The organism is Streptomyces pristinaespiralis, from assembly GCF_001278075.1.
GTDB classification, from domain to species: Bacteria; Actinomycetota; Actinomycetes; order Streptomycetales; family Streptomycetaceae; genus Streptomyces; species Streptomyces pristinaespiralis.
On record NZ_CP011340.1, the window covers coordinates 531,474 to 544,075 of the forward strand.

At 68.3% G+C, this 12,602-nt stretch carries 11 protein-coding genes and 2 pseudogenes; 4 read left to right on the forward strand and 9 right to left on the reverse strand.

Annotated elements, in window-relative coordinates; all coding sequences use genetic code 11:
* Positions 1-278: 278 nt before the first annotated feature.
* A pseudogene (locus tag SPRI_RS40025) lies at positions 279-919 on the reverse strand (helix-turn-helix domain-containing protein).
* A 42-nt stretch (positions 920-961) separates the two neighbouring features.
* Positions 962-1,483: a DoxX family protein gene (locus tag SPRI_RS02020; protein ID WP_005307593.1), complete on the reverse strand. Its 522-nt coding sequence runs from the start codon at positions 1,481-1,483 to the stop codon at positions 962-964.
* Positions 1,484-2,059: 576 nt separating this feature from the next.
* Here SPRI_RS02020 and SPRI_RS39095 point away from each other — a divergent pair.
* Positions 2,060-2,506, forward strand: coding sequence for a transposase (locus SPRI_RS39095; protein WP_259372272.1), 447 nt, complete (start codon positions 2,060-2,062; stop codon positions 2,504-2,506).
* Between the two features lie 11 nt (positions 2,507-2,517).
* On the opposite strand, the gene SPRI_RS38395 is transcribed toward SPRI_RS39095, so the two are convergent.
* The 4 genes from SPRI_RS38395 to casA all read right to left on the reverse strand — a co-directional run bounded on the left by SPRI_RS38395 (position 2,518) and on the right by casA (position 4,836).
* On the reverse strand, positions 2,518-2,874 hold the full coding sequence (locus SPRI_RS38395; protein WP_050791385.1) for a phage holin family protein: 357 nt from the start codon (positions 2,872-2,874) through the stop codon (positions 2,518-2,520).
* A 452-nt stretch (positions 2,875-3,326) separates the two neighbouring features.
* Complete coding sequence (locus tag SPRI_RS02030; protein WP_005307601.1) at positions 3,327-3,953, reverse strand: class I SAM-dependent methyltransferase; 627 nt, start codon at positions 3,951-3,953, stop codon at positions 3,327-3,329.
* Positions 3,954-4,175: 222 nt separating this feature from the next.
* Positions 4,176-4,301 carry a hypothetical protein gene (locus SPRI_RS39705; protein WP_259372249.1) on the reverse strand — a complete coding sequence of 42 codons (126 nt, stop codon included), beginning with the start codon at positions 4,299-4,301 and terminating at the stop codon, positions 4,176-4,178.
* Between the two features lie 142 nt (positions 4,302-4,443).
* Positions 4,444-4,836 (reverse strand): type I-E CRISPR-associated protein Cse1/CasA, encoded by a 393-nt coding sequence (gene casA / locus SPRI_RS02035; protein WP_005307604.1) that lies wholly within the window; start codon positions 4,834-4,836, stop codon positions 4,444-4,446.
* A 102-nt stretch (positions 4,837-4,938) separates the two neighbouring features.
* Here casA and SPRI_RS02040 point away from each other — a divergent pair.
* Positions 4,939-5,235 (forward strand): annotated as a pseudogene (locus tag SPRI_RS02040) (TetR family transcriptional regulator); the annotation flags it as partial.
* An 83-nt stretch (positions 5,236-5,318) separates the two neighbouring features.
* Here the strand turns inward: SPRI_RS02040 and SPRI_RS02045 are convergent.
* Entirely contained in the window at positions 5,319-5,843 is a 525-nt protein-coding gene (locus SPRI_RS02045) for a DUF1877 family protein (protein ID WP_037772954.1), read from the reverse strand.
* A 631-nt stretch (positions 5,844-6,474) separates the two neighbouring features.
* Positions 6,475-7,941 carry a non-reducing end alpha-L-arabinofuranosidase family hydrolase gene (locus tag SPRI_RS02050; RefSeq protein WP_005307615.1) on the reverse strand — a complete coding sequence of 489 codons (1,467 nt, stop codon included), beginning with the start codon at positions 7,939-7,941 and terminating at the stop codon, positions 6,475-6,477.
* Between the two features lie 577 nt (positions 7,942-8,518).
* On the opposite strand from SPRI_RS02050, the gene SPRI_RS02055 reads away from it, so the two are divergent.
* Positions 8,519-9,955 carry an endo-1,4-beta-xylanase gene (locus SPRI_RS02055; protein ID WP_005307618.1) on the forward strand — a complete coding sequence of 479 codons (1,437 nt, stop codon included), beginning with the start codon at positions 8,519-8,521 and terminating at the stop codon, positions 9,953-9,955.
* 483 nt (positions 9,956-10,438) lie between these two features.
* On the opposite strand, the gene SPRI_RS02060 is transcribed toward SPRI_RS02055, so the two are convergent.
* The gene (locus SPRI_RS02060) at positions 10,439-11,068 is read right to left on the reverse strand and encodes a helix-turn-helix domain-containing protein (RefSeq protein WP_005307621.1); all 630 of its coding nucleotides are present in this window, start codon (positions 11,066-11,068) and stop codon (positions 10,439-10,441) included.
* A 143-nt stretch (positions 11,069-11,211) separates the two neighbouring features.
* Here SPRI_RS02060 and SPRI_RS02065 point away from each other — a divergent pair, with 143 nt between their 5' ends.
* The gene (locus SPRI_RS02065) at positions 11,212-12,198 is read left to right on the forward strand and encodes an alpha/beta fold hydrolase (protein ID WP_037772956.1); all 987 of its coding nucleotides are present in this window, start codon (positions 11,212-11,214) and stop codon (positions 12,196-12,198) included.
* The last annotated feature ends 404 nt before the right edge of the window (positions 12,199-12,602 follow it).

Here is a 12,602-nt window from a genome sequence, read left to right on the forward strand (position 1 = left end):
CAGAGGATTCCCGTCCGGCTGGGTGAACGCGGACGCCGGTTGCGGCTACCCCAAGAGCTGCGAGATCGAGCTGGAGCGGGCGGACGTTCTTTACCTCGTGACCGCCATTCGGCAGTTCACTGTCGTGACCTGCTCTGCCCCGACTGAAGAGAAAACGAATTTCGGTACGGGATCAATCACACTCCGGTCGAGTGCGCTCATCCAGTGCTGGGATCGACCGACTTACGAGGTCGTGCGTGATAGCGGGCGGGGCGCGTCCTTGCTGGTCGCGGCTGTTGTCAGGCTGTGGTGGTGCGGTCGGAGACAAGGCTGGCGATAGCTCGGCAGGTGTCAGGCAGCACGTCTCGACGGTGTGCGGCGAGTCAGTTGCTTCCAGCGTTTGTGGTCGGCGGGAGGGTGTTCGACGGATATGCGCTTCAAGGAGTGCCGATGGCGGTCTCGGCGTCGCGCTTCATGGACCCCGGGCGGGCTGCACGAACGCCCGCCGCGGCCGGCCGGCGGACCTGGACCTCGGTGGCGCACAATTCGATCTTCTCCGCCTGGGCACAGGCGAACACATCGGCCAGGGTCCGAAGCCGTAGGCCGGGGCGGTCGGGGCCCGCACACCCCCGCTCGGCCAGGAGCTCCCGTACTTCTGCGATCGCGCGGGTGACGGTGGAGCGGTCGACGCCGAACAGTAGCCCCAGCACCGAGTGCGACAGATCGTGCCGCAGATGGATCAGCGTGGCCAGCAGCCGGTCGATGAAGACCAGTTGGTGGCGGGCGCCGGCGCTCACGGCCCGCTTCCTGGCACCGCCCGGCGCAGCACGGCGGCAGCCTCTGGTCCGGCCTGCCACAGCGCCGCCAACTCCTGGATCAGGCAAGCCACATGACGCTGCGAGATCCCGTGAACAGCCGAAGCTCCAGCCCGACTGACCATGATCGCCACAGCCTGATCATGCCACCTACCTGGCACGACGCCTCACCCGTTATCACGCACCAGCTCCTTAGAGGTGGGACGCCAGAAAACCATCAAGCTTGCGAGGCATGCGGCGCCGCCCAGCAGTCCTGCTGTAAGCACTCCCACCCGCCCATTCACAACGATGTCGGCCAGACTGTCCACGGAGGCGGTTCCAGGGCCCAGGGCTGCGACGGCCATAGCGACGCAAATGATCATCAGGGTGTACTCGTACCCCTGACCCGGCCGGAAGATGAAGAACCCGTTCGCCATGTGGGCGCTCACCAGGGCGACGAGCATCGTTCCCACTGTTGCGGCCGCGGCGAAGTGTGTAAGGAGGCCCAGTATCAACAGCAGGCCAGCCGCGAGCTCGGACGCTGTCGCAAGCACGGCATTGAACCGTGGTGCTCGCATGCCAATGGAGGCGAACCATCCGGCAGTCCCGGCGATCCCTCCCTTGCCGAAGGCGTGGTTCCACCCGTGTGCCACCAACGTCACACCAAGGATGATCCTGAGGAGCAGAGCAGCACCGTCGGCCGGTTCCATATCGGCCTCCTTTTCCTTCCGTCGGTCGCGCATCCGCCCCGAGGCCACCAGATCACGGGACTGTCGCCTGCCCGGGCCGGTAGCTGCGCGCGGCGCAGCTACCATGCACGCATTCCGGGCTGATGGTCAGAACTTCACCGTGGCCGGACGAGCCGACCACGCCACAGACCCGCGTGCGGTACACGCCAAGATCCGCTCTCGCACGGGGGGCGCCATACCGATCTTCATTAATGACGGTTCAGTTATTCCCCAGCGCAGCTTCTATGTCAAGGTTGCGTCATCCGATCCCGGGCGATGCCACGTTCAACTGATGGCCCGTCGCGCATACCGGGCACCTCTGCTGCCCATCCGCCCGCCATCGCCGGGCGACGGCGATCACCGCCCCAACGCGGGGGCGAACGACCTCAGTGCGGACGTGGCCACCGCGTTCATCGGCGAGAGCACCCATTCTGTGCTCGGCGGACATTCGTTGAGCAGATGCCGGGACTGACCCGGCGGCACAGCAGGTGGACTGAGCGGTCGCGGTCGCCTCTCGCCCCGGTGGGTCTCGCCCTCGCCGGCCGGGCCGGCGCCCGGATGGCACGGGCCTTCGGGGTGTCCATCAGCCGCAGCACGGTGTTGCGGCTGCTCGATGCATTGCCCGAACCCGAAGTCCCGGCCCCGCGGGTGGTCGGTGTCGATGAGTACGCCACACGTAAAGGACGGGTCTACGGCATGGTGCTCGTCGACGGCGAGATCCGTCGGCCGGTGGGTCTGCTGCCGGACCGGAAGGCATCCAGCCTGGCCGCATGGCTGGCGAAGCGACCCGGGATCGAGATCGTCTGCCGGGACCGCGCGCCGTGCTTCGCGGAAGGCGCAGCCGGGGCGACGCAGGCCGCCGACCGCTGGCATTTGTGGCACAAGCTGGATGAGCCACGATTTCGGAGCCCTCCTTGGGCTGAGCGGAAGGGAGCCCGTGAGCGGATACGGCCCGTCCCCGCCCCGTCCCGGAGGCGGCGGGGACGGCGGCGCGTCCGCCCGTGATGACCCATCAGTCAGTGCGCCAACTCGTCGGCCACCTCCTTCACCGCGTCCAGCGAACCTGCCAGCGCCTCCCGTGACGCGGCTCGGGCCCGGCGCAATCTCTCGTACCCATACCCGGCGAACGCGACAGCCCCTATGCCGTACGCAGCCGCCAACACTCCCGTCACCCGCGGCGCCGGCCACACCCGCTCCAGCGCCCGCACCGCCGACTCCTGAGCCGCCAGCAGGGCCAGCACACCGAGCACCCCGCCCGCTCCCAGAGCCGCCGATCCCCGGCGCCCCTCGGACACGGCAGCCACCAACTCCGCCTTCACCTGGTCAATATCCTCACGGACCAACTCGATCACATCCTGTGACAGTGCTTGCATGCCTTCTCGGTACCCCGGACGCGGCCGGACAGACAGCGTCAGATCGCCACGCCCACCACCGAGAGGCGACAGCGTCAGTGCGGCTTCGGGTGATGCGCCTGCCGGCCTTGATCTGCTCGACGGTCTTGCCGTACGCCCCTCGACGGTCTCGCCGTTCGCCCGGCGAAGGTGCTCATGGTCGTCCTCGGCGGCCCGCGCCATGACGAGGTCAGTGCCCGCCTGGTCGGCCCGGGCCGGTGCACCGCCGTCCCGGTGTCACTGCCGGTGCCGACCTTCGGAGGGGCGGCAGCTCGTTGCCGCCGGCCAGAGCCTTCTGTCCCGCCGGGGTCGGCTTCCGGACCGGGTGCGTGGCTGTGCCCGACGATCTGCCGCCCGTCACGGGGTGCAGACGATCAGGGCGTGGGATCACTCGGGGGCGTGGCCGGCCCGGACCGTCGTCAGAAGGCGCGGACTCACGGGGCAGGGCGGCAGTGCACGCTGACGGCGTAGCCGCAGCCTTCGTGGTAGGGGTCGCCGCTCCAGGTGGCGTAGCGCTGCCTCAAGGTCAGTCCGGCCTGGGTGCACCAGTGGTCGAACTCTGTCAGGGTCACCGGCGGTTCCGGCAGCGGCAGGTGTGCTGCGTCCAGTCCCATGCCCGTGACCAGCAGACCGCCGGGGCGCAGGGCGGCGGCCAGCTGCCGAACCACCACGGGTTCGGTGCCGGGGGCCAGCAGAGGGATGACGTTTCCGGCGGCGAGCACCAGGTCGAAGTCCTGCTCCAGGCCGAGGGTGTCCAGACGGGTCAGGTCGCCGAGAAGCCATTCCTGCGTGGGGGCGTTGCGGCGGGCCACGGCGAGCATCGAGGGGTCGACGTCCACGCCGGTGCAGTGGTGCCCCAGCTCCGCGAGTCGGATCGCGATCCGGCCGGTGCCGCAGCCGGCGTCGAGTACCCGGGCGGCGGGCTTCAGCAGTGCGGTGCAGAAGGTGGCCTCGCCGTGGATGTCGTGGCCTGATTCGGCGAGTTGCGCGAAACGCCGAGCGTATTCCTCTCCGGATTGTCCGCCGGTCAGTTCCGCCCAACGGTCGCGTTGCCCAGTCATGTTCAAAGTGCCTTCCTGTCAGCCTCACCCCAGCAAACAGGAGCGAAGAGGATGCCATCACACTATGTGCGGCCGCAGGTGCGCACCTCGCGGGATGCTGCGAAGGCACGGCAGGGTGAGGCCATGATGCCCAGGCCCACTACGAGCGCTACTGACAGCGGCACCGGGAGCTCCGACCCCGGTGAACCGGTGCCAACCCGGTGGACGTACGAGCGACAGCGGTCACGCGATCGCGAGATGCACCCACAGAGCTGCTGACCATGTCGAGCAATCTGAGGTCAGATGCGCGCCGATGCGCTCGGTCGCGTCGTAGGCATCGCAGCGGGCCAGCGTGGAAGTCGCGGTCATTCGGAGTCCCCCGGCCCACCCACCCTGTGCGTTGCCGCTGCGGCTCCTGTGTCACTGACGGCACGGTTGTCCAAGCAAGGTGAGCCAATTTGTCCCAGCGGGCTTGAGTATCCGGGTACACATGTTCCTGAGTCGACCGTATTCACCCGAAGCGGGCGATCCAAATCCGCTGGACCATCGCGGGCGCGGGGAGCGGTGCCTGCGCGTCCAGCAGGTCGAAGCGGCCCCGGTGCGCGTCGAGGTAGGCGTCCACGGGCGCGAAACACCGCTCGTCGGCCCACAGGTCCGACCAGTCCTCGATGTCCTGCGGTCCGTCAAGCGCATCGTGAACGACGGCGAGCATCAGGCGCACCAGGGCGAACTCCTGGGTGGGCAGGTCCCCGACGATCCGCCGCAGCCCGGCCGCCTGCGCGAACACCTCACGCAGCGACAGCTCGTCCTGCGTACCGTCGCCTCTGAGTACCGGGATCCACGGCTGAGTGGTCAGGCCGAACGGCAGAACGCCGTTGCCGCTGCTCTCATCGGTTTCAGGCACGCCGGTATGGAGCGCAGGTGGTCGCCGGCCGGCTGTCCTGACCGGGGCAGCGGGCCGGCGCCTCGCTCCCGGCTCCGTCCGCCACCCAGGAGTCCGTCCCGCATGCCGAAGATCCACGCCTCCACCGTCGCCGGACATCGTGCTCAGCAGCGCGAGGCGCTGATCGGGGCGGCGATCGACATTCCGGTGAACGAGGGCGCCGCCGCCGTCACACCGGCAGCGGTCGGCGCCCGAGCGGGTCTGGCCCGCTCCAGCGTGTACCAGTACTTCGATTCCTCGGCGGCCCCGCTGGCCACCATCACGGAGGAAGCCTTCCGGCGCTCCAACGAGGCACTCACCCGCGCCATGGCCGCCGCGAACGGCCCGATGGAACGCGTCGAGGCATTCGTCACGGAAAGCTGTGGACGCTCGCGTAATTCCCCAGGCGGAAGTTCACGTAATTCCCCAGCTGCTGACGTGAGCCGACGGTGAGGCGGTCCGGGTCAGTCCCACCAGAGCACGACGAGAAGCTGCCGTTGGGATGCACCGTGGTAGAACTCGCGCATGGCGTTGAAGTGCTCCAGCAGGTACTTTTTGGGGCCCCCGACGATCTTGTCTGCGCCGTTGCCGATCAGGGAGGCGGCCTCTGTTTCGTCTGCCGGCAGAGCGGCCAGGAGGGCCGGGAATTCGATCTGCCCGAGCAACTCCGCAACGCAAGCCACTTGAGCCGCGGAGAGGGCCGTGGGGTCTGGCCCGAAGGGGCCGATGGCATGCGGATGCGTGTTGAGGAAGGCGAGGTCGATGGCAGTGTCGCCGTCGAGAGCCTGCCGGAGAGCATTCCGATGGACGTCATCGAGACCTCCGAGCTCGCAGACCCGTTCGAGGAGGAACGGCGCCCAGTCCAGGTCGAGGACGTCCGCCGATGGTGGATCCCAGAGGTGATCTCCATCCGGCGATTCGTCGGCTGACTGGCGGCAGGATGCGAGATACTCCGCCGGGATGCGGGCGAGCTGCTGAGTGACGGCCATGACGGCAGTATCCCGACGACGCCCACCGGTTTTCCTGGCTGATTCCGGCCGCTTCGGCCGGGGGAACATGAGCAGCTCCGCGACGACCAGGTCCCTCGATCCCGAACTCCGCGCTACATATGGCCAATTAGGAGAATTCGGGATGGAGAATTACATGACGCTCAAACCGCCCAAGCTGGGGAAAACTTGATCGTCGACAAAAGCCTCCGCCTCGGCGCCGAAGGCGCACACCGCACCGCCCCCGCCCATATGGACGCCCGCCTCCATCCCGCCTGCCAGAAACGGCTGATGGACTCCATCTGGAACAAGTCGAACCGTTCCGCGCAGCTGTCCGAAAACTCGGGGCCCCGAGCCCGCGCTCACGGCGGATCCGATCGCCGGGACGCTGCACACGGCCCTTGCCGCCGTCGACGGCGGTGCTCCGCTCGATACGTCACGGAGCACACGCTCGTCCTCGTGCGCCGCTGCCTCACTCCGCCCGGCAGCATGGTCCAGGCACCGGAGGACGGTCACTGAACGTCCCTCACTGCGCGGGCGGGTGAGCGACGCCGGTGTCCAGATCACGGGGTGGCGGCTCGGCCTCCCGCCGAGCCGCCACGCCGGCTCCCCTCGGAGCGGGACCGTCCTGCCGTCAGCGCTGCAGGGTCAGCAGACCCGGACGGTAGGGCAGGAGACCGTAGTCGCCGCCGGAGTTGGGGCTGCGACCCTGGTAGAGAAACCGCAGATTGCAGGGATCGACGGTCATGGTCTGATCGGCGCTGGTGCGGATCAGTTCGCCATGGCTGATGTCGTTGGTCCAGGTGGCGCCGCTGTTGGCCTTGCCGGCGAAGGGGTTGCCCTCGGTCGCGGCCTGGGGCGTCCAGGAGCCGTTCAGGCTGGTGGCCGTGAACGAGCGGAAGTAGCGTCCCTGCGAGCCGATCGCCTCGACGATCATCAGGTAGCGGTTCTGGCCCTGGAGCTTGTAGACCTGCGGGGCCTCGAACAGGTTGTTCGTCGTGTCGCTCATGACCACGGTCGAGGTCGAGCCGAAGCTGCCCGGGAAGTTCCCGATCGGCATACTGGCGCGGTAGATCTTGCCGTTGTCCCCGGCGAAGAACAGGTACATGTTGGTGCCGTCACCGATGAGGGTCTGGTCGATGGGCCCCGTACCGGAGTCGGAGATCCTGCCGGAGAAGAGCACCTGCTCGGACGACCAGCCGTTCGGGTTGGTGGGGTCGGTCGACGTCCGGTAGGAAAAGGCGGTCCCGCCCCACTGGTAGGCGAGCACCCAGATGTTCTTCGGCGCGAAGTAGAAGAGCGTGGGTGCGACGGTCGAGTTGGACATCGCGTTCTGGCCGGCCGAGGCCATGTCCGACCAGTTGGTGAACAGGCCGAAGTTCATCGAACCCCACCTCGTCCCCGTGTCGTGCGTGGTCGCGTAGACGAGTTGCCTGCCGTTGTAGGGGGCGACGGTGAAGTCCTTGAGCGAGACCCACCCCTGCTTGGGTTGCGCCAGCGCGCCCGTCGACGTCCAGCGGTAGTTCGACGGAAGCTCGCACGAGCCGGGGGTGTCGGCGCCGACCTTGACGAGCCGCCACTGCTGGTTGGTGCCGCCCCAGTCGTCGTACTGGACGATGTTCGCGTTGTCGGCGGTGGAGGCGCCCTGTACCTCGAGGGCCTTGTTGCTGTGGCGCGAGATGAACCGCACGTAGCCGTCCGAGCTCTCGGCCAGCCGCCACTGCTGGTTGGTGCCGTTCAGGTCGGACCACTGGACGATCGAGCCGCCGTTCCCGGTGGACCAGTTGTAGACGTCCAGCACCTTGCCCGAGTGGCGGGACTTGAGGCGGTAGTAGCCGTCCCCGGAATCGACAAACTGCCACTGCTGCTGGGCCTGGTCGTTCCTGGTCCACTGGGTGATGCGGGCGCCGTCGTCGGTCGCCATGTTGTAGACGTCCAGGGCTTTGCCGCTGTTGCGGTTGACCAGCACGTATGAGGCGTTGGGGTCCACGGTCGCGGCTTCTGCGGGCTGGGCGCCGAGGAAGGTGGCCAGCAGCAACAGGGGCGCGAGGACGCCGAGTAAGCGTATCGGACGGACCGGGGACGCGTGGCGAAGCCACATCGAGGGCCTCCTTGAGGAGTGGGGGACGAGGTGACGCCGATGAACGGCGGAGCGGCAGCCACGTCGCGGGCGGGAAAGGGTTCGAATGTTTCGAAGCAATCCGGGCTCTGTGACGCCACAAGCTAGGGAGATGGAGCCCGCCGGTCAAGGTTTGTCGCCGATCCGACCATAAACAAGTCCTGCTTCAGGCGTGACGGAGTCTCGCGTCGACATGGAAAGCCACAGGTGGATCGCGGTACTGCTGGCCGGCTCAAGAATCCGACCGCTTCCGTAAAGGGTCCGAAAGTTTCGAGCAGGAAGCGGAAATGTTTTCTGCCGCGCGGGTTGACGAGTCTGCGTCAACCCCTCAATATCCTGTTTGGCAAACCGACCGCCGTACGAAATGTCGAACACTGCTCGTCCCGTGCAGACGGTGCCGCACCACAGGGCCGCGCACAGCTGCACGACGGATTCACGCACCACAGCACCTGCGTCAACCGACGGCCGGCCGGGCTCCTCCGTGCCGGTCGAGATCCTGCCGGGTCCCCATGACCGCGGTGTCCCGTGAGCCTTTCGTTCCTACCTTGGAGGCACATCCATGGGCTCTCATGCCCTTCCCAGAGCCGCCGTCCGGCGGAAGATCCGAGTTCTGCTGCCGACGCTGCTCGTCGGCGCCCTCGGCATGGTCGGCGCACTGGCCGCGCCGCCGCCCGCTCAGGCCGCCGAGAGCACCCTCGGCGCCGCGGCGGCGCAGAGCGGCCGCTACTTCGGCGTCGCCATCGCCGGGAACAGGCTGAGCGACTCGACGTACGCGACGATCGCGGCCCGTGAGTTCAACTCGGTGACGGCCGAGAACGAGATGAAGATCGACGCCACCGAACCGCAGCGGGGCCAGTTCAACTTCACCGCCGCCGACCGCGTCTACAACTGGGCGGTACAGAACGGCAAGGAAGTGCGCGGCCACACCCTGGCCTGGCACTCCCAGCAGCCCGGCTGGATGCAGAGCCTCAGCGGCAACGCGCTGCGCCAGGCGATGATCGACCACATCAACGGCGTGATGAGCCACTACAAGGGCAAGATCGCGCAGTGGGACGTCGTGAACGAGGCGTTCGCCGACGGAAGTTCGGGAGCCCGGCGGGACTCCAACCTGCAGCGCACCGGCAACGACTGGATCGAGGTCGCCTTCCGTGCCGCGCGCGCCGCCGACCCGTCCGCCAAGCTCTGCTACAACGACTACAACGTCGAGAACTGGACCTGGGCCAAGACCCAGGCCATGTACGCCATGGTGCGGGACTTCAAGCAGCGCGGCGTGCCGATCGACTGCGTCGGCTTCCAGTCGCACTTCAACAGCGGCAGCCCCTACAACGCCAACTTCCGCACGACCCTGCAGAACTTCGCCGCTCTCGGCGTCGACGTGGCCGTCACCGAACTCGACATCCAGGGCGCCTCACCCTCGACCTACGCCGCCGTGGTCAACGACTGCCTGGCGGTCTCCCGCTGCCTCGGCGTCACCGTCTGGGGTGTGCGCGACAGCGACTCCTGGCGTGCGGAGCACACGCCGCTGCTGTTCAACAACGACGGCAGCAAGAAGCCCGCGTACACCGCTGTCCTGAACGCACTCAACGGCGGCGACTCCACCACACCGCCGCCCGGGGACGGTGACACCATCAAGGGCGTCGGTTCGGGCCGCTGCCTGGACGTGCCCAGCGCCAGCACCACCGACGGCACCCAGGTCCAGCTGTGGGACTGCCACAACGGCACCAACCAGCAGTGGACGTACACCGACGCCGGCGAGCTCCGGGTCTACGGCAACAAGTGCCTGGACGCCGCCGGCACCGGCAACGGCGCCAAGGTCCAGATCTACAGCTGCTGGGGCGGCGACAACCAGAAGTGGCGCCTCAACTCCGACGGATCCGTCGTCGGCGTCCAGTCCGGCCTCTGCCTCGACGCCGTCGGGGGCGGCACCGCCAACGGCACCCTGATCCAGCTCTACTCCTGCTCGAACGGCAGCAACCAACGCTGGACCCGCGCCTGACAGGGCCTGGCCCGAAGAGATCGCTGATGCTCGAGAGGGCCGTCGCCATGGGGGCGGCGGCCCTCGCCATCGCCATGGCCTGTGCAAGTCCACGTTCCAGCCAGGACCGTTCTGCGGCCCGGCAGGACTGGTCCACCCGCCCTGGCTGACCCGACACCCGGTACCCCGCCTCCGTGCAGCAGGAGGACCTCGTCCGGACCTTGGGGGCGTACCACGGCAAGGACCTGAAGCAGGCGCTGGTTCTTCTGCCGCCTTGAACCCGGCCACGACGGAAACTGCGACTGCGAAGCAGCCCACGAAGCAATGAGCACGACGGACTGAGGGCTATGAGCGGCCAACTCTCACGCTCATCGGCCGACTGAAGCGCTCAGTCGCACCGAGCTGAAGCTCAGTAGCTGTCGCCGGCGGAGCCGGATGACGTGGCGAATGAGACTGAATGAAGCAGCGTGGTCATCGATGAGGCGCGCGGCTTGTCACCCATGCTCATTGAGCAGCCTCTCTCTCACCGGTCCCGCGTCCGGCGGCCGGCGGGGTGCGTGGCCGGAGACGTTCTCCCTGCGGCCCGAACAAGATCAGGTACTCGACCGGTCCGTCGGATCCGGCGTTCGCGACTGCGTGGGGGATGCGGGTGTCGAACTCGGCGGCGTCCCCTGCAGCCAGGACGAGGTCCTGGTCACCGAGTGCGAGCCGCAGCCGCCCGTACAGGACGCACAGCCACTCATAGCCCTCGTGGGAGACCTGACGGGGCCGCGCGGGCGGCCCTTCGACGGCAGGCAGGACATGCTTGTGGGCGTGCAGGCCGCCGACGTACCGGGTGAGCGGCAGCACCACCTTGCTGTCGCCGAAACTCAGCGGCGCCGAGGTGCGCGGCTCGGCCGCTGGGACGGGTGCGGTACCGGCCAGTTCGTCCAGAGAGACGCCGTACTCCTTCACCAACCGCAGCACCACCTCCAGGGTGGGCTTGCGCCGGCCGGTCTCGATCCGCGACAACGTGCTCGGTGAGATGCCGGTCGCACTGCTGATACCGGCGAGCGTGGCGCCGCGCTGCTCTCGCGTGGCTCGCAGCCTGGGCCCCATCGCCGCCAACGTGCCGTCCACCTCGTCGACCGCCACCGTGACCGTTCCTTCCGACCGTGCCGCTCCACCCTCCGTCCTGCGAGTTTGCCAGGATGGCAAGGCTGATCGCGTCGGGTGGGCGTCGCGCCGCATGATCGGTGGGTATCCCGCGTCTGTCCGCGAACCGAGGAGAAGCCCTCATGCAATCCGAGCCGACCGCCGCGCTCCGCCACCGCACCGTCGAGGCCCCGGCCGGACGCCTGCACCTGGTCGAGCAGGGCACGGGTCCGCTGGTCCTGCTCGTGCACGGTTTCCCCGAGTCCTGGTACTCCTGGCGCCGCCAACTCCCGGCCCTCGCCGCGGCCGGGTACCGGGCAGTGGCGATCGACGTTCGCGGCTACGGCCGCTCCTCCAAGCCCGCCGCGACCGACGCCTACCGAATGCTCGACCTGGTGGAAGACAACGTCGCCGTCGTGCGCGCCCTCGGCGAGGAGAGCGCGGTGATCGTCGGCCACGACTGGGGTTCCACCATCGCCGCCGCCTCCGCCCTGCTCCACCCGGAGATCGTCCGCGCCGTCGGCCTGCTGAGCGTCCCCTACGCGCCGCCCGGCGGCCCCCGACCCAGCGACGTCTTCGGCCGGATCGGCGGCCCCGAGCAGGAGTTCTACGTCTCCTACTTCCAGGAACCCGGCCGCGCCGAGACAGAGATCGAGCCCGACGTACGCAGCTGGCTCGCCGGTTTCTACGCCGCGTTGTCCGCCGACACCATGCCCGCCCATGACGAGCCGGACCCGCACTTCGTCGCCCCGGGCTGCCGGCTGCGCGACCATTTCCCCGCCGGCCCGCTCCCAGCCTGGCTGACCGAGGACGACCTCGACGTCTACGCCGGGGAGTTCGAGCGCACCGGCCTGACCGGCGCCCTCAACCGCTACCGCAACATGGACCGCGACTGGGAAGACCTCGCCCCCCACCACGGAGCCCCGATCACACAGCCCGCCCTGTTCATCGGCGGCGCACTGGACGCCTCCACCACCTGGATGGCCGACGCCATCGACGCCTACTCCACCACTCTCCCCGCCTTGTCCGCCTCCCACCTCCTGGACGGCTGCGGCCACTGGGTCCAGCAGGAACGCCCCGACGAGGTCAACAGCCTGCTGACCGACTGGCTCGCGTCCGTCCACAGCTGAACGAGGGCGGGCTGCCCGGGCGGCTCAACCGAGCCCGCGGGGAAGGGTTTCGCAGCCTGTCAGCGCTCCTCCGGTACCCGCCTGTGCTCCACTGCGCCGGTGGCAACAAGCCTGCCCATGTGACAACTACCGTGCTTCGGCTCGACACGGCGCTGTGACTGAGCGTCTCACTGGCGGGTGAGCGGTCGAGTCGGCGGGGCTGAGTGCTTGAGTCGGCGGTAGCGGTCGGTCTTCTCACCTGGGTTTTCACGGAACGCGGCGTCGGCTTGGTTCAGCGACTCGGCCCTGCACCGGTCGGCCGGCGGGGTGAAGCCTTGCGGCAGGTCGGGCGAGGAGCAGCCGGCAGCATCACGGAGCGCTAGCCTGCGGGCGTGACCGATGACGTTGGCAGACAAGTCCTCGAC